Source organism: Polynucleobacter sinensis (assembly GCF_001595985.1).
In the GTDB taxonomy this organism is placed as follows: domain Bacteria; phylum Pseudomonadota; class Gammaproteobacteria; order Burkholderiales; family Burkholderiaceae; genus Polynucleobacter; species Polynucleobacter sinensis.
Genome location: NZ_LOJJ01000001.1, coordinates 157,118 through 180,213, shown reverse-complemented (window position 1 = coordinate 180,213; position 23,096 = coordinate 157,118). Strand labels below are relative to the sequence as shown.

The 23,096-nt window shown below is 40.3% G+C and carries 38 protein-coding genes and 1 tRNA gene; 22 read left to right on the top strand and 17 right to left on the bottom strand.

Translation table 11 applies throughout. The features are described 5' to 3' along the window. Positions 1–119: 119 nt before the first annotated feature. From AOB49_RS01040 to AOB49_RS01030, 3 genes are all read left to right on the top strand, one after another. A complete protein-coding gene (locus AOB49_RS01040; protein ID WP_062306878.1) occupies positions 120–524 on the top strand; it encodes a hypothetical protein in 405 nt (134 codons plus the stop codon). Between the two features lie 210 nt (positions 525–734). Further along, positions 735–1,202 (top strand): hypothetical protein, encoded by a 468-nt coding sequence (locus AOB49_RS01035; protein WP_062306875.1) that lies wholly within the window; start codon positions 735–737, stop codon positions 1,200–1,202. Continuing rightward, complete coding sequence (locus tag AOB49_RS01030) at positions 1,199–1,645, top strand: hypothetical protein (RefSeq protein ID WP_156471300.1); 447 nt, start codon at positions 1,199–1,201, stop codon at positions 1,643–1,645. The genes AOB49_RS01035 and AOB49_RS01030 overlap by 4 nt, the downstream gene beginning before the upstream one ends. 22 nt (positions 1,646–1,667) lie before the next feature. Here the strand turns inward: AOB49_RS01030 and AOB49_RS01025 are convergent, their stop codons facing one another. After that, complete coding sequence (locus tag AOB49_RS01025) at positions 1,668–1,862, bottom strand: cysteine-rich CWC family protein (protein WP_082784006.1); 195 nt, start codon at positions 1,860–1,862, stop codon at positions 1,668–1,670. 77 nt (positions 1,863–1,939) lie between these two features. Here AOB49_RS01025 and AOB49_RS01020 point away from each other — a divergent pair, with 77 nt between their 5' ends. Then, positions 1,940–2,353: a MarR family winged helix-turn-helix transcriptional regulator gene (locus AOB49_RS01020; RefSeq protein WP_062306868.1), complete on the top strand. Its 414-nt coding sequence runs from the start codon at positions 1,940–1,942 to the stop codon at positions 2,351–2,353. Positions 2,354–2,406: 53 nt separating this feature from the next. Then, complete coding sequence (locus tag AOB49_RS01015) at positions 2,407–2,796, top strand: tautomerase family protein (RefSeq protein WP_062306865.1); 390 nt, start codon at positions 2,407–2,409, stop codon at positions 2,794–2,796. 117 nt (positions 2,797–2,913) lie between these two features. Here AOB49_RS01015 and AOB49_RS01010 read toward each other — a convergent pair whose 3' ends face one another. The 4 genes from AOB49_RS01010 to AOB49_RS01000 form a co-directional block, all read right to left on the bottom strand. Then, on the bottom strand, positions 2,914–3,189 hold the full coding sequence (locus AOB49_RS01010; protein WP_062306863.1) for a type II toxin-antitoxin system RelE/ParE family toxin: 276 nt from the start codon (positions 3,187–3,189) through the stop codon (positions 2,914–2,916). After that, entirely contained in the window at positions 3,186–3,455 is a 270-nt protein-coding gene (locus tag AOB49_RS01005) for a hypothetical protein (RefSeq protein WP_062306860.1), read from the bottom strand. Before AOB49_RS01005 ends, AOB49_RS01010 begins: the two co-directional genes overlap by 4 nt. A gap of 99 nt (positions 3,456–3,554) precedes the next feature. Next, positions 3,555–3,737 carry a cysteine-rich CWC family protein gene (locus AOB49_RS12415; RefSeq protein ID WP_407070223.1) on the bottom strand — a complete coding sequence of 61 codons (183 nt, stop codon included), beginning with the start codon at positions 3,735–3,737 and terminating at the stop codon, positions 3,555–3,557. Between the two features lie 135 nt (positions 3,738–3,872). Further along, complete coding sequence (locus tag AOB49_RS01000) at positions 3,873–4,520, bottom strand: response regulator transcription factor (protein WP_062306856.1); 648 nt, start codon at positions 4,518–4,520, stop codon at positions 3,873–3,875. Between the two features lie 178 nt (positions 4,521–4,698). On the opposite strand from AOB49_RS01000, the gene AOB49_RS00995 reads away from it, so the two are divergent. The 3 genes from AOB49_RS00995 to AOB49_RS00985 all read left to right on the top strand — a co-directional run bounded on the left by AOB49_RS00995 (position 4,699) and on the right by AOB49_RS00985 (position 5,964). Continuing rightward, positions 4,699–5,274, top strand: coding sequence for a phasin family protein (locus AOB49_RS00995; RefSeq protein WP_062306849.1), 576 nt, complete (start codon positions 4,699–4,701; stop codon positions 5,272–5,274). Between the two features lie 48 nt (positions 5,275–5,322). Next, positions 5,323–5,613: a hypothetical protein gene (locus AOB49_RS00990; protein WP_156471299.1), complete on the top strand. Its 291-nt coding sequence runs from the start codon at positions 5,323–5,325 to the stop codon at positions 5,611–5,613. 63 nt (positions 5,614–5,676) lie between these two features. Then, positions 5,677–5,964 (top strand): cupin domain-containing protein, encoded by a 288-nt coding sequence (locus AOB49_RS00985; protein WP_062306844.1) that lies wholly within the window; start codon positions 5,677–5,679, stop codon positions 5,962–5,964. 11 nt (positions 5,965–5,975) lie between these two features. Here the strand turns inward: AOB49_RS00985 and AOB49_RS12410 are convergent, their stop codons facing one another. Both AOB49_RS12410 and AOB49_RS00980 read right to left on the bottom strand, forming a co-directional pair. Next, positions 5,976–6,152, bottom strand: a complete 177-nt coding sequence (locus tag AOB49_RS12410; protein WP_407070221.1) for a cysteine-rich CWC family protein — start codon at positions 6,150–6,152, stop codon at positions 5,976–5,978. Positions 6,153–6,261: 109 nt separating this feature from the next. Continuing rightward, positions 6,262–6,462 carry a hypothetical protein gene (locus AOB49_RS00980; protein ID WP_062306841.1) on the bottom strand — a complete coding sequence of 67 codons (201 nt, stop codon included), beginning with the start codon at positions 6,460–6,462 and terminating at the stop codon, positions 6,262–6,264. Positions 6,463–6,569: 107 nt separating this feature from the next. Between AOB49_RS00980 and AOB49_RS00975 the strand changes: the two genes are divergently transcribed. Next, the gene (locus AOB49_RS00975) at positions 6,570–6,899 is read left to right on the top strand and encodes a hypothetical protein (protein ID WP_062306839.1); all 330 of its coding nucleotides are present in this window, start codon (positions 6,570–6,572) and stop codon (positions 6,897–6,899) included. Positions 6,900–6,938: 39 nt separating this feature from the next. Here the strand turns inward: AOB49_RS00975 and AOB49_RS00970 are convergent, their stop codons facing one another. The 3 genes from AOB49_RS00970 to AOB49_RS00960 form a co-directional block, all read right to left on the bottom strand. Continuing rightward, the gene (locus AOB49_RS00970) at positions 6,939–7,907 is read right to left on the bottom strand and encodes a helix-turn-helix transcriptional regulator (RefSeq protein ID WP_062306836.1); all 969 of its coding nucleotides are present in this window, start codon (positions 7,905–7,907) and stop codon (positions 6,939–6,941) included. A 61-nt stretch (positions 7,908–7,968) separates the two neighbouring features. Then, positions 7,969–8,217: a hypothetical protein gene (locus AOB49_RS00965; RefSeq protein ID WP_062306834.1), complete on the bottom strand. Its 249-nt coding sequence runs from the start codon at positions 8,215–8,217 to the stop codon at positions 7,969–7,971. A gap of 4 nt (positions 8,218–8,221) precedes the next feature. Further along, positions 8,222–8,536 (bottom strand): hypothetical protein, encoded by a 315-nt coding sequence (locus AOB49_RS00960; protein ID WP_062306831.1) that lies wholly within the window; start codon positions 8,534–8,536, stop codon positions 8,222–8,224. Between the two features lie 173 nt (positions 8,537–8,709). Here AOB49_RS00960 and AOB49_RS00955 point away from each other — a divergent pair, with 173 nt between their 5' ends. Next, a complete protein-coding gene (locus tag AOB49_RS00955) occupies positions 8,710–10,179 on the top strand; it encodes a DNA methyltransferase (RefSeq protein ID WP_062306829.1) in 1,470 nt (489 codons plus the stop codon). Here AOB49_RS00955 and AOB49_RS00950 read toward each other — a convergent pair. Beyond that, positions 10,140–11,273 carry a hypothetical protein gene (locus AOB49_RS00950; protein ID WP_062306826.1) on the bottom strand — a complete coding sequence of 378 codons (1,134 nt, stop codon included), beginning with the start codon at positions 11,271–11,273 and terminating at the stop codon, positions 10,140–10,142. The two genes, AOB49_RS00955 and AOB49_RS00950, sit on opposite strands and share 40 nt — an antisense overlap. Positions 11,274–11,873: 600 nt before the next feature. Between AOB49_RS00950 and AOB49_RS00940 the strand changes: the two genes are divergently transcribed. Then, positions 11,874–13,088 (top strand): tyrosine-type recombinase/integrase, encoded by a 1,215-nt coding sequence (locus tag AOB49_RS00940; RefSeq protein ID WP_062306821.1) that lies wholly within the window; start codon positions 11,874–11,876, stop codon positions 13,086–13,088. Here AOB49_RS00940 and AOB49_RS00935 read toward each other — a convergent pair. The 3 genes from AOB49_RS00935 to AOB49_RS00925 all read right to left on the bottom strand — a co-directional run bounded on the left by AOB49_RS00935 (position 13,085) and on the right by AOB49_RS00925 (position 15,330). Then, positions 13,085–13,399 (bottom strand): hypothetical protein, encoded by a 315-nt coding sequence (locus AOB49_RS00935; RefSeq protein ID WP_062306818.1) that lies wholly within the window; start codon positions 13,397–13,399, stop codon positions 13,085–13,087. The two genes, AOB49_RS00940 and AOB49_RS00935, sit on opposite strands and share 4 nt — an antisense overlap. A gap of 78 nt (positions 13,400–13,477) precedes the next feature. Then, complete coding sequence (locus AOB49_RS00930) at positions 13,478–14,518, bottom strand: hypothetical protein (protein WP_062306815.1); 1,041 nt, start codon at positions 14,516–14,518, stop codon at positions 13,478–13,480. A gap of 245 nt (positions 14,519–14,763) precedes the next feature. Further along, the gene (locus tag AOB49_RS00925) at positions 14,764–15,330 is read right to left on the bottom strand and encodes a tyrosine-type recombinase/integrase (protein ID WP_062306813.1); all 567 of its coding nucleotides are present in this window, start codon (positions 15,328–15,330) and stop codon (positions 14,764–14,766) included. 55 nt (positions 15,331–15,385) lie between these two features. Between AOB49_RS00925 and AOB49_RS12215 the strand changes: the two genes are divergently transcribed. Next, positions 15,386–15,610, top strand: a complete 225-nt coding sequence (locus tag AOB49_RS12215; protein WP_062306811.1) for a hypothetical protein — start codon at positions 15,386–15,388, stop codon at positions 15,608–15,610. Between the two features lie 28 nt (positions 15,611–15,638). Here AOB49_RS12215 and AOB49_RS12230 read toward each other — a convergent pair whose 3' ends face one another. Next, complete coding sequence (locus tag AOB49_RS12230; protein ID WP_062306808.1) at positions 15,639–16,094, bottom strand: hypothetical protein; 456 nt, start codon at positions 16,092–16,094, stop codon at positions 15,639–15,641. A 385-nt stretch (positions 16,095–16,479) separates the two neighbouring features. On the opposite strand from AOB49_RS12230, the gene AOB49_RS00910 reads away from it, so the two are divergent. The 7 genes from AOB49_RS00910 to AOB49_RS00890 all read left to right on the top strand — a co-directional run bounded on the left by AOB49_RS00910 (position 16,480) and on the right by AOB49_RS00890 (position 19,429). Next, entirely contained in the window at positions 16,480–16,920 is a 441-nt protein-coding gene (locus AOB49_RS00910; RefSeq protein ID WP_062306806.1) for a DUF6641 family protein, read from the top strand. Positions 16,921–17,085: 165 nt separating this feature from the next. Further along, the gene (locus tag AOB49_RS00905; protein ID WP_062306803.1) at positions 17,086–17,469 is read left to right on the top strand and encodes a hypothetical protein; all 384 of its coding nucleotides are present in this window, start codon (positions 17,086–17,088) and stop codon (positions 17,467–17,469) included. Between the two features lie 92 nt (positions 17,470–17,561). Further along, a complete protein-coding gene (locus AOB49_RS12125; protein WP_172793378.1) occupies positions 17,562–17,708 on the top strand; it encodes a hypothetical protein in 147 nt (48 codons plus the stop codon). A gap of 2 nt (positions 17,709–17,710) precedes the next feature. Beyond that, positions 17,711–17,887, top strand: a complete 177-nt coding sequence (locus AOB49_RS12120; RefSeq protein WP_172793377.1) for a hypothetical protein — start codon at positions 17,711–17,713, stop codon at positions 17,885–17,887. 32 nt (positions 17,888–17,919) lie between these two features. Next, complete coding sequence (locus AOB49_RS00900) at positions 17,920–18,618, top strand: hypothetical protein (RefSeq protein WP_062306802.1); 699 nt, start codon at positions 17,920–17,922, stop codon at positions 18,616–18,618. A 153-nt stretch (positions 18,619–18,771) separates the two neighbouring features. Beyond that, positions 18,772–18,847 (top strand) — tRNA-Phe (locus AOB49_RS00895). Positions 18,848–18,904: 57 nt separating this feature from the next. Further along, positions 18,905–19,429, top strand: a complete 525-nt coding sequence (locus AOB49_RS00890; RefSeq protein ID WP_062306799.1) for a GNAT family N-acetyltransferase — start codon at positions 18,905–18,907, stop codon at positions 19,427–19,429. Positions 19,430–19,543: 114 nt separating this feature from the next. Here the strand turns inward: AOB49_RS00890 and AOB49_RS00885 are convergent, their stop codons facing one another. Then, positions 19,544–19,879 carry a helix-turn-helix domain-containing protein gene (locus AOB49_RS00885; protein ID WP_062306797.1) on the bottom strand — a complete coding sequence of 112 codons (336 nt, stop codon included), beginning with the start codon at positions 19,877–19,879 and terminating at the stop codon, positions 19,544–19,546. A gap of 36 nt (positions 19,880–19,915) precedes the next feature. Between AOB49_RS00885 and AOB49_RS00880 the strand changes: the two genes are divergently transcribed. Further along, a complete protein-coding gene (locus AOB49_RS00880; RefSeq protein ID WP_062306794.1) occupies positions 19,916–20,521 on the top strand; it encodes a hypothetical protein in 606 nt (201 codons plus the stop codon). 114 nt (positions 20,522–20,635) lie between these two features. Next, positions 20,636–21,826 carry an MFS transporter gene (locus tag AOB49_RS00875; protein ID WP_062306792.1) on the top strand — a complete coding sequence of 397 codons (1,191 nt, stop codon included), beginning with the start codon at positions 20,636–20,638 and terminating at the stop codon, positions 21,824–21,826. Between the two features lie 84 nt (positions 21,827–21,910). Here the strand turns inward: AOB49_RS00875 and AOB49_RS00870 are convergent, their stop codons facing one another. After that, complete coding sequence (locus AOB49_RS00870) at positions 21,911–22,261, bottom strand: DUF3147 family protein (RefSeq protein ID WP_062306789.1); 351 nt, start codon at positions 22,259–22,261, stop codon at positions 21,911–21,913. 105 nt (positions 22,262–22,366) lie between these two features. On the opposite strand from AOB49_RS00870, the gene AOB49_RS00865 reads away from it, so the two are divergent. Then, positions 22,367–22,981 carry a class I SAM-dependent methyltransferase gene (locus tag AOB49_RS00865; RefSeq protein WP_062306787.1) on the top strand — a complete coding sequence of 205 codons (615 nt, stop codon included), beginning with the start codon at positions 22,367–22,369 and terminating at the stop codon, positions 22,979–22,981. Positions 22,982–23,096: the final 115 nt, after the last annotated feature.

Here is a 23,096-nt window from a genome sequence, read left to right as displayed (position 1 = left end):
TCCAAATGGAACAATTTTGACAAGCGTCTAGTTATTGGACGCCGAACGTAGGGGTAATCACTTAAGTATAGTTTTTATAAAGATATTAATATTCTAAAAAATAAGCTTATATTCAAATTATGAAAAAAATCTTTGCTATTGCTCTGACATCTCTCTTGCTCTCCGCTTGCGGTGGTGCAAAAGATGAGTTTGCAAAAACTGACTCGGGAAGAGCTTTAATGGCTTGTGTTGCTGGAGGGGGTTCGCTCGACATACAAAATATGACCTTTGATAATCAGCAAAAAGGGGTGGATGTAAAGCTCTTAAAGAATAATAAAAATATAGAAATGCAATTTGCTGTAGATGGAAAAATTAATCAAGCTAGCCTAGTTGGCGCTTCGATAGCTGGCGAAAAGAAGTTAACTAGATTTTCTTTGATGTTAAGTCTTGAGCTTGCGTGTGGCGGTGAGCTTGCTTCAAAGATTTTGCCAGACGACTATAGAAATTTGCAGATGCTTAATCAAATGCAAAGAATGTTTAGATGATTAAATATTTGAAGTTTGTATTTTTCGTTGCGACTTTATTCATGTTCGTCAATTTGTACGCACAATCTTTAGAAAAAGTTAGCACAAGAGTCTCGAAGGTTTCCAAATGTGGCGTCAAAGAAAGTATGAATAAGATGCACAACTTTTCTTAAAAACGATCCAGAGGCTCTTTAGCCCCTTAGGGTTGCAGCAAATTAAAACAAGGAGTTTATGAAAAATTTAACCAAACTCATCTCTGTTGGGGTTATAGCATTGCTAGTTTCGATTGGCGGTTGCGGAAAATCTGGCGATAACACCCCGGGTGCCGCTAACGTTCAGCCCCCACCCCCAGCAATTCCTGCTAAGGTTTATAGGGCTGACAATATGATTTTGATGTTTAAAAATTCTTCCAACCCTTTTGAAATTAGAGAAAAGGTTGTTGGAAAGAAAATTGAAACCCAAATGTTTGTTGAGAAATTTATTGATGAAGGCACCACTGCAAAAATGATTGATGCAAATACTGGATTTTTTTGCAGGATGCCTGGCAGTGAGTATGGGCAGCATAATAAAAGAGGAGTGATTGTAGTCGTAGGCACTTTTGTTCAAGAGGCAGGCAACATTGGGTTGGATGACTGCCATTTTGTTTCTAATGATTTGGATTGGAAAGCTACTGATAGCTATGAGGAGCTAATTAAGTGAGAATGATTAAAGGCGCACTTCTTTCCCTTTGCTTTTTTGTCTCGATTGCGAGTGCAGCAACAATTCCTTCGCAAGCAAGCGGAAATTACTCCGCATATTGCAGGGAAGAGTGGACAAAGAGAGGAGTTCTCGATCAAAACATGTTTAACTATTGTATGAAGATTGAGACGGAAGGCTATCAAAACTTAACATTTTTGGTTCAGAAATATGGCAACTTGCCTTGGATTCAAAAGGCAATTGATTCTTCCGTGAAAAACTGGACAAAAAAAGGCAGCAGGCAAGACAACATGGTTTACTTTAATCTGAATCAGATGATTGATGGGTGGGAGGAGTTAAAGTACCAATCTAGTCAGCCAAATTTTAATAAATCAAAATATCAAAGATGCCAGCAAAAATGGGATTTTGATTACAACATGATTTTGTATTGCTATAAAAATGATTAATCAAAATTTTGCTTTAAGCATTTCATAATTGGATACTTAATCTCTTCAAGCAATCCCTACACAAGCATTGATCTTTTGATTTGTCTTTGAGTGCTTGCTCGAGTTTTGCCTTATCAACCTGCACATCAAAACACCAGCATTTTTTATCGTCGCCCATTTGACAGTCATTTGCCGTTCCACAGGCTGGGCAGATCGTTCCAATATCTTCCATTCTCATGCCTTGATTCTTCGGGGTTTATGAATAAAATCTAATTTATAGTTGCATAGCTAACTAAAACGTGCTAGAGTGCTTACATGTTTGAACAATGCCTCTATTTCAATACCACCTCACTGGCTCGTAAATTAGAGCGGGAGTGGACATTGGCGTTTAAGCCGTTTGGATTGACCCCATCACAAGCATTTATGTTGAGAGTCATATTGGACAAACCTGGCTCTTATCAAAATGCCTTAGCTAAAGAAATGAATATCACTAAGCCTACTGCGTCTAGAGGTTTGGATGGATTGGAGAGGCTGGGATTAATCGAGAGATTGCCATCGGCCGATGATGCTCGTGAGATTGAAGTTCATCCCACTAAGAAAGCCAAAGCAATCAAAGACGGCCTCAATGCCGCAAGTGGTGAAGTAACCAAGAAGTTCAAGAAGTTATTGGGCGCCAATGAGTTTTTAGATGTTGTTGGTAAGTTGAGGGGAATTAGTGAAGTTTTATAGCCCCTCTATTTTTTGTATTAATAGTTGTATAGCTAACTAATTAGGAGAATGAGATGCCAATTTTGAATGTAAAAGTCAGCGGTAAAAAATCTATTGAAACAACCAAGAGGATTAATGAGCTACTTTTAGATCTGACTCACAGAATCTTGGGGAAGAAAAAGGAAGTCACAGCAATAGCTATTGACTATGTAGAGCTTGATCAATGGTTTGTTGGCGGTCATTTGTTGAGTGAGCAAGGAAAAAACAGCTTCTTCTTCGACATCAAAATTACTGATGAAACAAACACAAAGGATGAGAAGGCTAAATACATCAAGGAAGCATTTGCTGGATTTGAGCGAATCTTGGGAAACCTGCATGAGGAAAGCTATATCTATGTTCAAGATGTAAGAGCAGCTTCATATGGCTATGGCGGTAAGACACAGGAATATAGATATCACCAGTGATTAGCGAAATGGGCGCCTTGCAAGCCCCATTTCATCAAGCCTCGTTAGATAGAGGATTAGTTATTGTCTGCTCTAAATGGACAATTTTCAGAAGCGTCTAGTTACGGGACGCTCGGATTAATAAACTGCATCATGGTCACCAACATTGATCAAAACAATTTCAGTTTCAGTAATGATCATTTCAATGACGATGCGATATTTCAAGTTGATGGAAATACTTTGCAATCCATCCAGTTTTCCTGATAAGCCATGAAGACGAAGCGAGGGATGGTGTGGATTAAGCTCAAGTAGTTCAAGAGCTTTGGTGTATTGAGCCTCAGCATCAGGATGACGCTTTAAAAACTTGGCGGCACGCCTGTTGTATTGCTCAGTAAAGATTAACTGCCAGGTCATTGGGCAGATTTATTAATTTGCTTTAGACGCTTGATGTGCTGGGCAACGGTTTCTTTAACAAAGCGACCACCCGCTAAATCGGCTTTGGATTCGGCTAGAGCAGCTTCAAGTTCGCATTCGCGCAGATATTGATATTGCTGCTGATCCATCACGACATATTTGACTTGTCCGCGCACAGTTACAGGCGCCTCTAGTTGACCTAGTAATGCGTCTTCAATGGCTTTGATGCCTTTGGTCTTTAAATCATTGGCTACAACAGCACCCATAATCACCCCCTAAATAACACGATTAATAGTATTGTATAGGGGATTATTCAATCTAGCAACAAGTGCTGTTAAACCTTGGGGGTGATGAGAAAGGTGGGCTTAAGCGTCCTGTAATTGGACGCTTAGCTTGCTCAAACAAGCCCTACACAAGCATTGATCTTTTGATTTGTCTTTGATCACCTGTTCAAGCTTTGCCTTGTCTACGGGAACATCAAAGCACCAGCACATCTTGTCAGCACTTATTTGGCAGTTGTTCGCACTTCCACAGGCTGGGCAAATCATTCCAATATCTTCCGTTCTCATGCCCTGATTCTACGGGGTTGGATAGATAGAGGATCGATTATTGTCTGTTCTATTTAGAACAAATTTATTCAGCGTCTAGTTACTGGACCCCAAGGGAAAATGCGTGAATTTAAATTAATTCAATTGCCCATGAGTAAGGGCAAGCTTTAATAAATTTGTCGCTCTATTTACTCCCAGCTTATTCATCACATTGGCTCGATGCGCCTCTACAGTTTTAAGTGAGATATTTAAATTCTCCGCCACTTGCTTATTGGTGCATCCCGCAACGACGCACTCTAAAACTTCTTTTTCACGCTTAGTTAATCCTTGTAACTTAGATTGCGCTTTTTTTACTTCTGAGTTTTGTTGTTGATTTAAATAAGCCTTGTTTAGCATCTGGCTTATCAGGCCACAAATTGCCTCTTCTTTAAATGGCTTTTGAATGAAATCATGTGCGCCTTGTTTGAGAGCTTGAACGGCTAACTTGACCTCCCCGTGTCCAGAAACAAAAGCAACAGGTAAAAGATGTCCTTGTTCAATGAGCTTTTCTTGAAGCTCAATTCCTGACATCCCTGGTAGTCGGACATCCAGTAAAGCGCATGCTGTAACTGAGGTGTCTGAGTTTGTAAGCGCCATTAAAAAGCGTTCGGCACTTTCATGGCAGCTAGTTTTAAAACCATTGTTTTCAAGCAACCAACTCAATGAATCTCGTACAGCCGCATCATCATCTACGATATAAACCACGCCAGATTTAACGGGTGATTGATTGGTATTTCTGAGCATATTACCTATCTATGGATTAATCAGTTATTCCATAATATGGAATCTATATGCCCAAGATATTGGGATTTAACCCTAATAATGTTGCTTTGCAGCAAATAATCCTTGTATTGTTGATAAAGCCTTCCTAAAATGGTGCATCGCAGCAAAATGCAGCTATCTTACTAATAAAGGAAATGCCATGTTTCAGAATCAATTGAATGAGCAAATTGCTCATGCCCAAGCCAAGGCAGTAGAGAATGCAAAACACTTAGCTGAAGTTGCCGCCAAAAGCGCACAACAGTTAGCGGAAATTAATCAAGCTGCCGCAAAAGATGCTTTGGCAGTAGCGCAAGAAGCTGGCGCCACATTGTCAGCTATTAAAGATCCACAAGATTTTGCTAAGTTGGCTCAGCCAGAAGCTGCCCAAGAAATTGCTAAGTATGCAGCTGCCTATCAGGCCAAAGTAAGCAAAGTGATTCGCAATGGCAATCAAGAAGTTGCTAATGTAATTGATGCTTCGTTTGATGATGCTCGTGAAGATTTAGTCAAGTTTGTTAAAGAAGCTACTAAGGCTGCTCCCGCTGGATCTGAAGCTTTTGTATCTGCATTTAAAACCGCCTTTGAGACTTCACTCCAACAGTTTGATCAAGCTCGTGCCTCTGCAGCAGATACGTTTGCTAACTTTGAAAAGAGCCTTGAGTCAGTATTAAGCCAAGCTCAAGGTCAATTTGGTGAGACTGTTAAAGCTGCTCCAAAGAAGACTCGTGCCAAGTAATTAAGCATATTAAGTAAGTATTCACTCATGTCTAAAGTCCCTATTAATATGAAAGTATTACTAGGTGACTTAGATGAGCAAGTATTACAAGCTCAAGCGCAAATACTAAAGCAGGGCAAAATTCTTCTTGGCGACTGGTTACAAAAAGCCAATGAAGAAGGCGGTCTTGAGCAAGCAATTGACTGGTTATTGGGTAACGATGCAGATCGTTACTTTAATAACAATCGCCATAATTTAGCTGTGCAAATGATTCGCAGCATCACCCAAGAATATGAAATTCGCGACGAGCATTTAGACGATCCTTACGAAGCCGCTCGAATTTGGTTTAAGTTGAAATAAAGATTTTTGCATTGCAGCAAATTGGCTAAAATAAGCCCTTTCCAAATAATAGTTAGCCAGTCAATGAAGCCAGAAGCATTTTTAGAGAAGTTAGCAAAGGAAGAATTTCCAGCTCCCGTTTTAGTTGAGCGGGAAGTTGGCGGTTTCCTGGACTTGCATTCTCATGCTTGCGAAGTTCATGCTTTGGTTATTGAGGGGCAGATTGATATCACTATTGATGGAATTAAGACTGCCTATTTGGCTGGGGATGCCTTTCATTTGCTACCCAATCAAATTCATACAGAAAATTACGGCGCTAAGGGTGTTAAATACCTTGCCAGCAGGAAATCATCTACTACCCAAGAAGAATAAGCGTCCCATAACTAGACGCTTAACTGCTTCAAGCAATCCCTACACAAGCATTGATCTTTTGATTTGCCCTTAAGTGCTTGTTCAAGTTTTTTCTTATCCACTTGAACATCAAAACACCAACATTTCTTGTCCCGAGCCATTTGGCAGTCATTAGCTCCTCCACAGGCCGGGCAAATCGTTCCAGGCAATCTTCTCCACCCTCATCCCATCAAACCTTGATAGATAGAGGATTAGCTATTGTCTGTTCTAAATGGAACAATTTTCAGGGGCGTCTAGTTATGGGACGCTTGTGTGAATTCATTTTTTATTTTCTATCTCAGAAAATAAGTGGCTTATTCTCTCCAAGTAATCTTTTGGAAAGCGACAAATAATAATTTTTGATTTGTAGGTACCATCAGTAATTTTTGCTTGTACTTCAGCATTTAATAGCGCCCTACGAGCGCTAAATTTAACTGATAAGGGAAAAATCTCTTCATTTAATGGTTGTTTTTTGCTCACTTAGCGCCCTTTGCTTGATAAATTGCATACTATTAGCATGACATATTCAGCGCCCTATTATGTAAAACAACAACTTTAATCTTAGAAACTTGTTTGAGGCTAATTTAATGAGTCAATCAACCAGTAGGCGGACCGCCAAAACTCCCACCGATTCAGAGCTTTTAAATATGCACAGAGCTAGGAAGTTCACAGATTCAAAAGATCCCAAAAATCCGAATGTGCCTAAATTTACACCAACAAAAGGTGTGCGAATTAGAAACATCAGATTTGTTTGCTATAGATGCAATACGATATTTATTAATGGATGGGAATACAAAACATTAAATTTGGGATTAGTGACATTGTGTGAGCAATGTAAAACCAAAATAGTTCCTTTGAAAAGTATAGATGTAATGACGGGTGCCATTCAAGGCGGAAGTGCTGATGGTGGTAGATAAGACTATCGAAGAAAACATCAGTACTTAGTCACAGGGCATTTAGTAATTATCTAAAGCCTTAGTTAGCTCATCCTTAACACGCTTACGTAAGCCAGCTGGTGCCAAAACTTCAACACCTGAGCCATATTTCAATATATCCATGACAAGCTCAGGATCTTGGTTGTAATCAAATTCCAAGATGTAATTACCGTCTTTATCAAAAGCGCCCACTTGCTGTCCATGCCACGTTTCGCTGCTCACCCATCTTGCCTTTTCAGGTGAGAACTTTAACTTAGCTCTTTGACTGGCTTTGCCTGAGAAGATTCCATAGCTTTCTGCAAAGTGCTCATGCAATTGTTTTTCAGAAATCTCTTCTGTCTTTGTGTTGGTGATGATTGCCTTTTTAATTCCGTCAAGAGCAAAACTTCTTAGATCTTTGCGCAGGTGACAGTAAGCATCTAGATACCAGTTATCCCTATAAAAGATCAGGCGTTGTGGTGATATTTCTCGCTCAGTAGTTTTATCAGTGCCGCGGGCATAGTAGCTGATTTGCAATCGGTTGCGCTTTAGTAGGGCGCTACCAATCTCTTCGAAGTTCTCAATAGAACCCTTGCGGGCAGACATTCCAAATACCTTTAATCGCTTGCGTAGCTCTTTAGCTGGGGTATTGCTCTGACCCAAAATGCCGTCAATGATGGAGGTTAGCGGCGCAATGTGAGGCTCAATCAATCCGCCCTTATCTAAGCCTGAAAGAAGATGCTGCATAAGAACAAGAGCAGTTGCCTCTTTTTCGGAAAACCATAAGCCAGGGAGTTCAATCTTTTCACCAATACTTTGCCCGTCAAAACAGTAGCCCCCTTTAAATCTGTCGTAAACAATCGAGGCATTCATTCTGCTTCTTAGATATTCAAGATCTCTTTTAAAGGTCGCTTTGGAGATTTCTAATTCATCTAGAAAGTCATTAAGTGGGACACATTGACGTGCTTGAATCATGTACTTAATTTTGTGTAGTCGCTCTACGTCACCCATGATGGCTTTCTATTGGCTTTGATGCTTGAATGTTACTGTACTAGCTCAAAAAATGAGCCTATTAAGAAAAGAACTTTCTAAAGTACAACCTTCGCCAGCTAACAGGTTCAGAAGCAAGATGAGCCTCTGTCATTAGGTAATCAGGTTTTTGGGCTTCTAAGGCATATTTCTTTGCCGACCTAGAAGAAGGAATGCCTGCAATTACGGCAGCATCAATCGTTGCCTGAACAATGAAAAGCTCAAATCTTGGATTTTTATAAGAGATTTGCAAAGGGAGGATGAGGCTAATAATGATTGCACTTGAAAGCATGAGACTACTTCTTTGCAGGCGTGTAGCCAATTCGATTGCCTGAATTGTCAAAGTAGTTAGTGACGCCACTTGGGGCTTTAACTTCATAGCCAATCCTGTTGCCCGTATTGTCATAAACCCCATTCTTGGCACTGGCGTTATATGCGCTGTTGTCCATGTTGTATGGACTATTGCGCATGTTGTAAGGAGAGTTTTCCATGTTGTATTGGCTGTTTTGCATGTTGTAGGGCGAATTGTCTAAATTGGTGACCTGAGCAAAGCTCTTTTGTGCATATAGGGCAGCTTGAGCAAGCAAAAAGAGGGTAAGTAGATATTTCATGGCTAATCTCTTGGTTTGAATGTATAAATCGAGTTTAGAGGCTCATAGGCTCATAGAATGAGCTATAAGATAAGTTAATAATTACCCGGCTAAATTTTGAGTGGCAAGGTTTATGTGAAATGCTGGCCCATTGAAAGGTCGTAGAAAATTTCTTAGAACACTACAATGAAACAATGCAAAAAGAACTGTTTGATTTAGAAGATAAAAAAGGTATTAATAATCCCAAAAGCTATGATGGCCTCTATGGATTTCATAAGTATTGGGGAAAAAAACCAGCTGAACTTTATTCAACTCTTATTGAAAAATTAACTAATGAGGATGACATAGTTGTTGACCCATTTGTGGGGTCTGGTGTTCTAGTAAGAGAAGCTTTGTTGTTGGGAAGAAGGGTAATAGCTTCAGATCTGAATCCCGCTGCAATCGAATTGACAAGGCTAATGGTAATGACGCCGAGTGCAAATAAATTGACTACGGCCATCGAAGAAATAAAACAAAACGTATATCCTCAGATTTGCGAAACTTATCAAACCGAGTCAGGTGGCGTTGCAACTCACTACATCTGGGATCAAGATAATTTAATTGAGGTTAGGGAGCGCCACAAAGGCCCCAATAAAAACATTAAGAGGGCTCCGACTGACTTTGACCGAAAAGTTTTTGAAAATCATTCGACATATTGCTCGAAACAATTAAGACCTCTAAATCTTCAGGAAAATTCCAGAATTAATGTAAAGAAGGGGATGAATTTAAATGACATCTTTACAGGTAGGGCGCTTAAAAATATAGATCTTTTACTTTCATCATTTGCCAAATATGACGATCATATAAAAAGAGCGCTATATCTCTTATTGACCAGCTCTATTGGCCAAATGTCTAAAATGGTTTTTACAATCAATGGCGGACCTGGCAAAAGCTATCAAGTTGGAAGCTGGGTAATCGGGTTCTGGAAACCTAAACTTCATTTTGAGATTAATGTCTGGAATTGTTTTGAAAATAAGGCTAATAAGCTCATTAAGTCACTTCACGAGATCAAAGATATCAGCAATATAGGAATCGGAGATGTGCAATCCGTTCTCAATCAGAAGTCAAAATGCTCTGTTGAATTGAACGATGCAATTACCCAAATGAATGGGCTTCCGCCAGGGTCAATAAAACTTATTCTTACTGACCCGCCACATGGGGATCGAATACCTTATCTTGAATTAAGCGATTTATGGAATTCAATTTTGCATGTCTCAGTAGATTATGAGAAAGAGATTATTAAAACGAATGCTAAGGGCAGGGAACAGATTTCGAGAGAATATGAATCTCGGATGCTGCGTTTTTATGAGGCAGCTAAGAATAAGTTGGCTGATGATGGCTATTTTGTATTGATATTTAACTCTACAAAAAAAGATGAGTGGAAAGCAATCGAGGCTGCCCAAAATTATTTTGATTACCTTGGGGTTTTGCCCGCCTATTATTCGGCTGGATCGGTAGTTCAGGACAATAGAAAGGGAAGTTTAAAAAGCGATTTGATTCTTATGTTTTCTAAAAAAGGTTTTGGAGCAAAACAAAGAAAAAATATAAAGAGTTTTCAAGAATTCGAATCAGAGTGGCCAAGTCACTACTCTGATAACAATACCGAAGTTGATATCGTTGAATAATCCCCCTTCAACTGAGCCTCTAAATCATAAGAATATGTAAATTGATTCAAAGATTCAAATTTAAGATTATTTAAGTGAGTATCAATTAAAGATCCGATTGTCTTAACTTTTTTCTTGAGCCCCCTTGCATCACCGAAGCTACCTTCATGGGCTAGAAATACGAAAAATCTATTGTTATTACAGAAAAGCCTTGGCCCTTGGTTGGTGTAATTCCACATTTCAAGCCTTTTTCTATCCGCGTGTAAATTTTGAATGGTGGTTTGGCGAGTATGTAAAACCTGTGCAAATACTTTTTCAATTATTGGGAATTGAACCTTTAAAGTATTCAAAAAATCAAAAAGATCTTCGGTTGTGTCAAAGGTGGATAGGTTCGGTAAATTTTTTTCAGTTTTCTTAATCTCTTTATAGCAAGCCTTTAGAGTTTCTTGGCATGAACTCTTAACTGCTAGTTTCTCTTCTTGATCAAAAAATTCCTCTGAAATATTTGTAATTTTTAAATCAAAGGGAATCAAGCCATGTTCCTTAAAGTCATAAAAAAAATCAATGTGGGGAATTTTTCTCAATGTAGGAATTACATTTTTATGATTATTAACAAAATGCTCAATTAAATCTGTGGATGCCTGGTTCACGTAAGACCACTCTGCATATTGCCTTGCCTTAATGGCTAATGTGTCAAACGCAGAAGAGAGCTCTTCCCATGTTCTAAGGCGTTTGTTTCTAACTACTTTTTGAACTTCTGTATCCAGCCTATCATTTCTAAGTCCACACCTAACATTCCCAAAATTTTCCAGCAATGCTTCTAGTCCGGATTCATTGGCCAGTCGAGAGGCTTTAATTTCTGGATATTTCGACAAAATGAACTTGGAGAGCGTATCTTTTGAAAGGTTAAGCAGAAATACCCTTCTGTACAATTCCTCGATTTTTGGGGTCTTTTCAAAGCTCACATCCTGCCCATTTGCCTCTAGCATTTCGATCAGTTGAGGCTTATCTATTGATCTTATAAGTAGATATTCAATTGCCTTAGGAAAGCTAGATTGAAATTTAACGACATTATTGCCGTTATTAAATGCCTGATGGATTTGATCAAAGGACATGTTTCCTCACTTGTTTAAGTGAAGATCATAGCAGGGCCCTTACTATTTTTTAGATGCGCAAATGAAATGGCCCCTAACGGATTTCTGAAGTGCTTTCAGGATGCTATTGAGACTCTTCTTTAAGTAAAGATCTTCGAGGGCGGGCTGCGGACCTATAAGGGAGGTTATTTTTACAAAGGATTTGATGCGACCAATAAAAGATTTGTAATAAAGTGGATGATTGCTCTTGGTAAGCTTGGGGGCACCAGAAATTTCGAGGACTTTATATGAATTCATTTCATATTTGGCGCCATTCCTGTAAACGAGACATAGCACATAATTTTTTTCACTAAGATCGGTATGCAAAATTGACTTTAGTGGTTCTCCGTATTTGCCGAACCAACAGTAAGGATTTTTATTTAATACCTTATTAATCTCTTCAATTGGATTTAACTTATCCATTAGGCTTACGCGAATAACTAAATAGGTGGTGAGATTAAGCATTTATGACTAATTTACACGATTCATTCAAATTATTGTGGGGTTTGACGGGCATCTTCAGGTCGCCCAAATCCTAATCTGAATTTAAGCTAGCAAGCGTCCAGTAACTAGACGCCGAACTTGCAAAACTTTCAATACCTCTTTCCTGCCAATACAAACCAAGTATCACCCAAAACAATCTCCTTGTTGCGTGGTGAATTAACTCTGTTTCGGCGCGCCAAAAGTAACAAGTGGCAATGCCGTTTTAAGCTACCCAATGGGCAATGGCATGCGGCCTCTACAAATACAGAAGACTCTGACTTAGCTCAAACCCAAGCGATAGCCATTTACGAAACCGTCAAAGTCAAAGTTGGTGCTGGCTTAGCTGTTGTCACTAAGACCTTTAAGCAAATCGCTTTAGATGAGCTGGCAAATATGGCGCAAGCTCTGCATAACAAACTAGGAAAGCGCATTTATCGTGACTACGCCTTTGCCATTAACAAATACCTTATTCCCTTCTTTGGGCAATATGAGATTAGTCAAATTACCAATGAACTATTGGGCGACTTTGAATCTTGGCGTATTAGTGAGATGGGTAAGACCCCTATGGCAAGCACTAAGCGTAATCATGCCAGTGCTTATATAAGAGTAATTAATCTAGCCCGTGATCGTGGTTATATTGGATTAAATCAAGCCGTGCCGTTATTAGATAGCAAAGGCAAAAAGAGCCAGCCCCGCCCTGCTTTTACAGCAGAAGAAATTAAGGACTTACTAAGTTATACAGAGACTTGGCAAAAGAGCTCTTATACAGATAGAACGGCGTTAATGAGAACGCTGTGTGCTTATTACATAGAGTTTTTAGTCAATACTGGTGTTCGTCATGGAACAGAAGCCCTGCCGCTTAGGTGGAAACATTTGCAATGGCATTGGATTGGGGGGAAGAAATACTTGAGGATTTGGGTGTCAGGCAAGACGGGCCCTAGATATTTGATAGCAAGAACGGCTGTGGTGAAGGTATTGGAACGAGTAATGAAGTGGCAGAAGTTGCCTTACTCAGGATTGAATGCTGTGATTGAGGCTAAGGTTGATGCGGTGATATTTCGATTGCCAACAGGGGAACAAATTAGCAATATGGAAAATATCTTTCGTAACTTGATGGTTCGTAGCAATATGCGTGTGGATGGCTCTGGTCAGAATAGAACCTTGTATAGCCTGCGTCATACCTATGCCACATTCGCCTTAGCAAGAGGGGTTGATATCCATACTCTCGCTAGGCAAATGGGCACTAGTGTTGGCATGATTGAGCGTCATTATTCGAAACTAACTCCTATGATGAATGCTGAGAAGTTGGCTTAGCCCAAGCAGGCAACTACATCGCCTGTGTAGCAAGGCAATAGCGTTACTTCTGCGTTATCAAGATTGATAAAGGGATTACGTTTTTTAAGCTCTGTGCCAAACCATGCCAATTTAGCGTTAGCGCGATAAGAGTCTTTGTACTTACGAATACTGTCTGTGCCATTTACTAGCTCTAATACACCGCTAAATTTGGCGCCACGATACATGGCATTTATAACCTCAATGGCAAAGACATCTTGCACATGTTGTAGCTTACTTACTTGGGCTTTAGTGGATGTGTGTGGAATCATGGTTGTAGATAGTTTTTTCATTTGAATTTCTTTCTTAATTGAATTGAGGAATTTGTTCTATTTGGAACAACCGCTACCCCTGCAGTGGTAGCGGTTGTCTTAAACAGTAATAACTGCCTTGTCAGTCGGGTTGGCTACACGTTCCGCGACTTTATAAACAGCATTTGCTTCCGCACCCAAATCCCATAAATCAGGCTTGAGATCGACATTTTTGCTGCTTTGTTTGATTTGCTCATAGCGTTGTTCACGACGAGCTTGCACAAACTCTCCAGCTTCTTTGTTGATAACAAACTTGATTGGTAAGCGGGCAGAGATTTCAGCTAACGCCTTTTCCATCGCGCGCCAATCAGTGTCATCGGGCTTTTTGGTAAACAAGAGCTTGGCAAATACATAGCCAGAGTTTTTGCTATCAAAGCTTAAGGGCTCTTCAATCTTATTGATGTCCTTTGTGCTTTTGACCAGCTCATCAAGCTTTGCGCCTGTTAGCTTATTTAACGCATACCCTTTTGTCAGGCATTCCTCAAATGCATCTGCTGGAATTTGAGTAATCAAGTAGATATTGGTCCAACTTGCTGGCAGTTGATCCACATATTGAATAAAGCGTGGATATACCCGACCAATTGCAGAGAACTTGCGAACAGTACTGCTGTAGTCCTTAAGTCCGACTTCTTCGCAAAAAGTCTTAAATTGAAACTTATCTAGCGATTGCTCTGCCTCATAAACCACGCGGCACATCTCTAAAGTGCTACGAGCAGTTTTCTCCACTCCGGCTTTAAACGCAGCTACATACGCCTTGCGCTCTTTTGGGATGATGGCTGTTGTGTCTGCTGTAGCGGCCTCTACGCTAAGCTTGCGCTCGTACTGAACAAGACTGGTGCTGGCAGATTTTGCTACTTTAGCTTTATCCAAGCTTGCCTGCGTACGCTGCGCTTTATCTTTGTCCGATTCTTTGGGCTCAGATAGTGCTACAGGTTTTGATGAGGGTTTGACTTCACCTTCCACCTCAAATACTTCATCAAAAGTCGATGAATCCTCAGTGATGACATTGGCATTCATATTGCGAATATCCACAGAAGGAGTGGTTGATTGTGCTGCTGATGGGTTTGCTGCTTGGTTAGTTACTTCAATTGCATTTTCCATTTTTAAAACTCCTTAAAAATCAACTTAGCGTTAGTGACGAAATTGTCGGTTTGCTTTGTTGATGGAGTCACTGTATATTTTTGCGATTTTTCGAACAAATCACGGCGTTGTTTTATTTCCTTGACAGAAAAATACGAAAAATTTGAGCCTTATAAATAAAGGCTTTGCATGCGATTTTAGTTTTGTAAAAAATGACTGTATTTTTGCGATTAAGAAAATGCAGTCATTTAATTCTTAGGCGTTTGCTAAATTAATTCCACGGCATTGCGTTTCATATCATCGGATGCATCTATGTATTTCATTGTTACTGCGATATTGCGATGTCCTGCTAATGCTGCAAGTACGCGAACACCAACTCCCTTTGAGGCAAGCGAGGTTAAAAAGTTCCTTCTTCCACTATGGCTGCTGGCACCACTAATACCAGCGTTACGATAGGTGTGATAGAACCACTGACACAATGAATTAGCAGTAAATCTTAGGCGTGTATTAGTGTGAAACAGTGGAATGTCGGGATATTTGGCGTGACGGGTTTTTAAATATTCTTCCAGTTCGGCACGTAATTTAGTGGATAAGAAAACTGTCCTCGGATACTTTCCTTTGGTTTGTTCGGCTGATAATCGAACTTCTGCCTTGACTGTGCCATCTGTATTTAAAACATCGCCCATTGTTAAGGATGCAATCTCCGCAACACGAAGTCCTGCAAGAAAACTTGTCATGAGCAATGCTCTATCGCGCTCGGGATATTTTTTGGTGGATACATAACGCAGCACTTGATCCAGTTCTGCTTGGGTAAGGGTTTTTGCTTGAGCCATTTGTAAAACCTTTCATAAATAAAAAAGCACTATTAGTGTGTTTTCTTATTGCAAAATGGTCGACCGAAATTTACCAAGACAAGATCTTCCAAAAATCAATGGCTTACGCTTCCACATAAGAAAAGTGTGTTTTTCTTATGTGGTTTGCGTTATTAATATTTATGAGTATTTCGTAGGAAATAGACGACAAATTGAGTTTTGGGGTCAAAAAAGCCCTACACGCTATTTGTTTGGCGTTCAGCAACTAGACGCTGTGATGTTTGAAGATCTTTGCTTGTAGGGCTTTTTTGAGGGGTTTTGCTTTATTACTACTTAGCGTTTAAGTCCACATTTGTTGCTACAAATACTGGCTTATTTGCGCCTACAGATTTGCAGTGATGGGCTTTTAAGTCCCACTCATCTTTTGTTCCATTTTGAACATCATCAATTTCAATATGGACTTCGCCTGTTGTTTGTAAATAGATGCAATAACCATCAACTAGTTCTTTTGATTTGGTTAAAGGCTCGTAATGCACAATCCACGACATCACTAGATCAGGTGTATTGGCTACACCACACGCGATTAATTTATTCAATATTTCTATCTGACTATTTGATTTAGCTGTGTGTTGAAATGTCCCGAATTCATAAAAATCGACTAGATACTTTTGGTTGGGGTTTAGCAGCTCGACAGATCCGTTATAGATTGCTCGTCTAAATAATCCTTTGCCAAATGGAGTATTGTACTTCTCGTTGATAAAACCTCTGATTGCAATTTCTCTCATTTTTATTCTCCTTGTGTTCTAAATTGAGTTCTCGTTGCTAGTTACTTTGTTGGTTACAAGAGAGATCAGAAGAGATCAGTTGCAGTAAAGGTCGCAGATCTCAAAAGAGGAGTTACGAAGTTATGTTGCTTAGTCAGGGCTACTCATTTGCCACTACGAGTAACTTGCTAGCAACCACTCAAACTCAACCTTGCGACTTCTTTTTCTTTTTGCGACTTCTACTTTGTAACCAAGCAACTCGCAAAAATATTTATCCCTCTTAAAGAAAAACCGCTAATTTCCTGTCCAAAATGCGGCAAAAGAAATGGGTTGGTAAAAAGAGGTCGACCAAATAAACAGATCGAAAACAAACTACTTGTGCCCATTAACAACATAGGAGAAAACAATGAGCGCATTAAGTAACTTAAAACTAGTAGCAGTTAAAAAACCAACCCATATGCCTGCAATCGTCATTCGTAGAAATAAGCTTTCTAGCAAGCTGTGGGAACAAATCCAGCTAGCTAAGAGTCAAATGGATGGCACACCCTTTGTTGTGACAAAGTTCAAAACTGTTAAAGATAAAGAGACTGGGTTGCGTAAGCAGGTAGAAATACCCAAGCGTTTAAAACCCTGGTGGTTCCAATCAGAACAAGGCAAAGTCTGTGTTTCAGTTAAATATGGCTCTTGGACTATTGAGCTTGCTAAGGGCAAGCCTAGCGTAGAAGTGGCAAGCGGTCTAGAGCTAGTAAAGGCACTAGAGTCTATTAAGTCGGCTGTTGAGGCCGGGGAATTAGACGCTCAGATAGAAACTGCAAGTAGTAGTTTGCGTAGCGGGTTTAAGCGTTAGTTTATTGTGGGGGCACAACGCCCCCACTTTAGGATATCTATTCTGTCGCTAGCTGTTAAAGGCTATGAAGATTGAAGATATTGCTCAGCCCTTCATCGAATTCGTATGCTTGCTGCTTATTAGAATATTGAGATTATTATTGGCAAATAATCAATAAGGAGAGCTATGACTAATTCCCTTGATGTGATCACATTTTGCCACTGCGCCGTTTCTTTAAAAGCCCGATGGTTAGAGCAGTTTCAAAATGCAATAGATAAGATAAAAAAGTGCTCCCCCGAAAACCTGCCATCAATTTCGGCCTTTGAATCTCTAGCCTGGGATTCTCTCAGTTCTGCTGGGTTTGATTATGGAAATATTGAAGACTGGGCCTCTCCATTTATAGAGCGAGTTATTGATTTCAATGCCGCCTTAGTCGTTTTGAAGCCTGTGCTTTATTCGGCTTTACTCGAAGAATCAAAGATATATGCAACCCCAGAAGACTTTGCAAAGAAAGCCTTACAAGAAGTGGGCAATCCTCAATTCACTTTAATTACTAAATGGAAAAGTTAAAAATCTAGATTTATTTCAGCTATTAAGAAGTGTCCAATAACAAGACGCTTATATTTAATTGGTGGGCTAGTTAAGAAAAGCTAAATATCTTTATGAAAAGATATAAGGCAACAGTCAATGCGGCGGGCTTGTGGGTAGAAACCATTCTGTATGCCCAAAATCAAGCTCAGGCATACAAGTTGTTTCAAGCTATCTTCGGCAACAGTAATGTTCCACATCAACCGTCACAGATTGGGTAATTATGAGATTCGATGAAATAGCCCCGCAAAAACCATTAAGTCCCGAACAAGCAAGGCTTAAATCTATGAAAGATCGCGTTAAGCGTGATCAGGCGGCTATAAAGGCTGAGCGGGCTAGGCAGAAGATTAAGGCTGGGCAGAGCCTGCTTAAAAAAGTCAGCAACAACCAAGCCGTGTGATAACTTAGTAAGAAATTAATACTTGGTGACCCATGGAAAGCCCAATCTTTACCAAATTTCGAATTATTTCAGAACGCGATACGGTCACACTTCAGAATCAATGGGCGCATGACATTAAATTTACGCAGCTTCCAAAAAATGAGGTTGATCAGTGCGACTATCAAGATGATCCTACTGGTGAGAAAAACTTCATTAGAGTATTCGGCTCAGAAATGGCAGAGGGCATAGATTTTTCTCAATTTCAATTTCACTTTGGGAAAATGAGAAAAGTTGTGGCTGGATTGCCTGAATTGAATGTCATTACAACCCCTTTGACCCCTCAGGTTTTTCAAGACAATCTAACCAAATGTGTATCTAAAATTCATAAAAGCGTTGTTATCACTTCGGCGTTTAATCGTGTTGATCAGATTTTTGGGTGCGGCATATCGGCTTTTATTGAAGAAGGCCTCTTATATTCAATAAGGTGTACAGCGCATAAGGATTCTTCGGGGTCAAAATACAGAGTTGTGATTCAATCCTCCCCAAATAAAAAAGGTATTAAATTTTCTGAAGAGCTTGAGTTTGATTCAGTATTGATAAAGGAAGACCTCATAAATCTGAAAGCTGATATTCAGAAAAAAGTCGTACAAGAGTTTAATAAGTCCGTAGCCTGGTCAAAAAGGCTGGTGTATGTCCAAAGAAATCTCTCTACACTTGATCGATTCATGAGCCCAAATGGTTGGCAAGCTTAGCCTACTTTCAACCTTATGTTTCATTTGAATGCCGCCGTCCCGTAGGATTAAACATCCCCACTCCAGCCGGATTTCCCTATAAATCAATAGAGTTAGCCACAGTAGGCGCATTTAGTAAGCCCATTCCCAGTTTCATTTATAATTCCAAGTCTTGGCCTGGTAGCTCAGTCGGTAGAGCAGAGGATTGAAAATCCTTGTGTCGGTGGTTCGATTCCGCCCCGGGCCACCAAGAAACACCAAAACCACCTTCGGGTGGTTTTTTATTGCTCTGTGTGAAACTATCGTTATGAATATTGACGAATATCGCATCGCTACAGCCAAGGATGTTTCAGAGCTTGTTAGTCTTATAAATACAGCATATCGCCCTAACGGCGCTGAAGCCGGCTGGACTCATGAGTCAGAACTTATAGAGGGCGAAAGAATTAACTCCCAACAGCTTGCTGAGCTCCTTGAGAGGGAGGGCTCAACAGTATTGCTTGGCTTAAGTAAGGCTGAGATTGTGGCTTGCGTAAATGTTAATGAGGAAGCCGGAGCAAGCTATATCGCTATGCTGACAGTTAAGCCGTCATATCAAAATCTTGGCTTGGGCAAAGAAATGCTTCAGCTCGCAGAAGAGTATGCCGAGAATCAATATGAGTCTTCAGAGGTTAATTTATTTGTTATTTCAGAGCGTAGGGAGCTATTCGATTTTTATTTACGTAGGGGCTACGAGCCCACGCAAGTAAGCTCAGACTATCCAGCAAATGCTGGCGTTGGAAATCCTAAGATCAGTGGTCTTAAGCTGGTGTTGTTAACAAAACAACTTGGCTAAGCATCCTCGGCCCTAGTCGATTCCACCCAGGATCACCAAGAAACATCAAAACCACCTTCGAGTGGTTTTTAATTTGGGGCTATTAACGGCTATTGGTTTAAAAGATAAATCTAATTAAGCCCTTGAGGCCTTTTCAATGGCCTGACTCAAGTTGGCAAAATATTTATCTGCTTTCTTTGTGAGTTCAATTTGTTTAACGCGACCATCATCAGTTGACTTGAGTTTGATATATCCACCATCTATCAGGCCATGAAGTCTTTTGTGAAGCGTGGCCGGAGAACCTAAATTGCTGAGTGAGAGAATATCGCCTACTACAATTTTGTTTTGATTAAGAATCATGCTCTTGAGAATATGCTCAAGAATATCTATGCTCAAAGAGTCCAGGGGTTTTTCATATGATTTTGTTAGCGCATCTGCGAGATGCAAAAACCGTAAGTAAGAATTTGTCATTTAGATTTATCCCCTCTTTTTAAGTATCATGAGTCTGTGCCCATTTTGCCTAGAAAAATACCACCAAGCTTGATTATCCTCCAAAAGATAGGGCTACCTTTTTGCCTATATTTTTTGACACTTTATATAGTTAAGGCCTTTCCCTTCCTGGTTAACCATCCCGAACTTAGCTATTTTGTTTATTTGCCTGCTGGCATTAAAGTTTTATCTGTATTAATTTTTGGTTGGATGGCTGCCATAGGGGTTGGACTTGCGGTATTTATTAGATTAATAATATTTCAACCAGAACAACCTTGGTTTATGTGGTTCATCGTGGCCCTTATTGGTAGCGTCGTTCTCGTTCTGGTTGTGAACTTAACGCTAAAGGGCTTAGGTGTTGCGAAAGATCTCCATAATTTGAAGTATCGTGATGTTGTCACATTGGCATTATTTGCCAGCATTGCTCACGGGTTTAGTTATACCTATGTAATCTTTGCTATTCATAACTATGCTTTTGATAATTTCATGCGTGAAAGCATGATTATTGTGATGGGTGGTTTTTTCGGAAACATGTTAGTAATTGGACTGCTGACTTATTTTATTCAACATAGCCAGTGGCTTCAGCGACAAATCCAGAGATTAAACAAAAATAGCGATGTGTAGTTTCAATATGGAGTCAGACATCCTCAGTTCTGGTCGATTCCGCCACGGACCACCAATAATCATCAAAACCACTTTCGGGTGGTTTTTTCATTTGGGCTAGGTTACATTCTTGCTATGAAAGCCCTCAAAAAAAGAATTCTCAGTGCTTGTTGTGGCGCCCACATTCTTCACGATGGATATACCGACCTGCTTTATGTGATGTTCCCTATTTGGCAAATGGCGTTTGGCTTATCGCTTGCTGAAGTAGGATTCTTAAAGACTTTGTATTCAGGTGCCATGGCCTCTCTACAGGTTCCATCAAGTATGTTGTCAGAGAAGGTTGGTGAAAAACGCCTTTTGCTATTCGGCACTTTAATTGCGGCAATGGGATTTTTATTGTCTGGCTGGACTACTGGCTTTTTAGGCTTAGCTGCCTGCTTAGTTCTTAGCGGCATTGGCGCCAGTGTTCAGCACCCCCTTTCCTCTTCGTTAACTGCCCATGCTTTTGAGGGCCCACAATTAAGAGGCGCCCTGGGCACATATAACTTTTCTGGCGATATCGGCAAGGTGTTATTGCCATCTCTCTGTGCGGCTTTGTTAGCAGTTTGGGATTGGCATGCCGTAACCAGTGCAATGGGTTTATTGGGATTGCTTGTTGTAATGTTTTTGGCAGTCGTTCTACCAAAAGCAACAGTTGCCAATCATTCTAAAGTCCAGCCAGATAAAGCTTCAGTCGATACGGGCGGCAAGGCCACGGGTAGAAATTTTCTTAATCTAGGCTTTATTTCTTTATCGTCAATTGCTGTGATTGATAGCGCTACTCGCATGGGTTTTTTAACCTTGCTACCTTTTCTGTTGATCTCTAAAGGTGCCACAGTTACTCAAATTGGCTTTGCTTTGAGCTTAACTTTTGCTGGGGGTGCCGCAGGCAAATTTGTTTGTGGGTTTATCGCTGCTCGATTTGGCGTCATTAAAACCACTTTAATAACCGAAATTGCCACAACCATTTTGATGGCACTAACCATACCATTAAGCATTGATGTTGTTATGTTGATGTTGCCATTAGTTGGCGTTGCTCTAAATGGAACATCATCTGGGCTTTATGGAACAGTCCCTGAGTTGGTTCCGCAACATATCCGATCTAGAGCATTCGGCGTGTTTTATACGTTAACGATAGGTGCCGGAGCTATTTCGCCGCTTGTTTATGGCTTTGCTGGTGATAGGCTCGGCGTTCCTAATGCCATTGCACTCATTGCTGGCTCGGTATTATTGGTATTTCCGCTGACACTGGGCTTGAAAAAGGCTTTCAGAAGATTAGAGGTCTAGAGATTGATTAAGTGTCCTTGGTCCCGGTAGATTCCGCCCCGGGCCACCAAAAAGCACCAGAACCACCTTCGGCTGGTTTTTCATTTACAGCAGTTCGACCCCAAAGTTTTTCATTAATAGAGCAAAAAGGCCAAAGCAAATAACTGTTACAGCTAAGCTTGCGCCCATCGTCATCCAGAACCCAAGTCTTGGAAGCAAGTAGGGAAATAGTAAAAACATTGGTAGTGTGGGAATCACATACCAAAAAGTGTAATAAGCGTGATTAGCTATTTTCTCTTCCGGTTGATTCTCAATATAGAGCCAAGTGAGCGTGAGCAAAGTCATTAGGGGCAGAGCCGCAAATAAGCCGCCCAACCTATCGCTTCTTTTGGCTACCTCTGAGATGAATACAACCATTCCGGCTGTTAGTAGGTATTTGGTAATGATCCAAGCCATAGAAGCCCCAAGTGTCTTTAATGAACCCATTATAGGAATGTCATTTAAAACGACAAATCAATCCAAAGGGCATAGAATGATTCAATAATTATGTGAAAGGTAATTATGGATAACAAAGAGCATTGGGAAAGAGTCTATGGCACAAAAGCGCCTGACGCAGTCAGTTGGTATGCCCCACACCTTGAAACATCACTAAATCTTATCCATAAGGCCTCAAGCGATAGGGATGCCGCGATTATTGATATTGGTGGTGGCGAGGCTACTTTGGTTGATGACCTTATTGCTGAGGGTTATAGAGACATCAGCGTTTTAGATATCTCTCAGAAAGCAATTGATGTCGCTAGGGCGCGAATCGGTGATCTAGCAGACAAGATACATTGGTATTGCGCTGATATTACTCAAGCAACATTACCGCAAAACTATTTTGATATTTGGCATGACAGGGCTGTATTTCATTTCTTAACCGAAGAGGCTCAGCGAAAGAGATATATAGAGCAGGTGATACGCTCAGTAAAGCATGGTGGTTATGTAATTATGTCCACCTTTGGCCCCGAAGGCCCTGAGAAGTGTAGTGGGCTAGATGTAGTTCGTTATGACTCTGAAAATCTCCATGGGCAATTTGGCAAAAGCTTCAAGCTGATTGATAGCTCTACAGAAATCCATAAAACACCTATGGGCACAACTCAGCAATTTCTTTATTGCTTTTGTAGGATGGATTAGAGTTGGGCATCCTCCTTTCTGGTCAGCCACCTCCGAGGCTGCTAAGAAACACCAAAATTACCTTCGGGTGGCTTGATCGATATGGGCTAGACTCTTTTCATTCAGGAGTCGATTG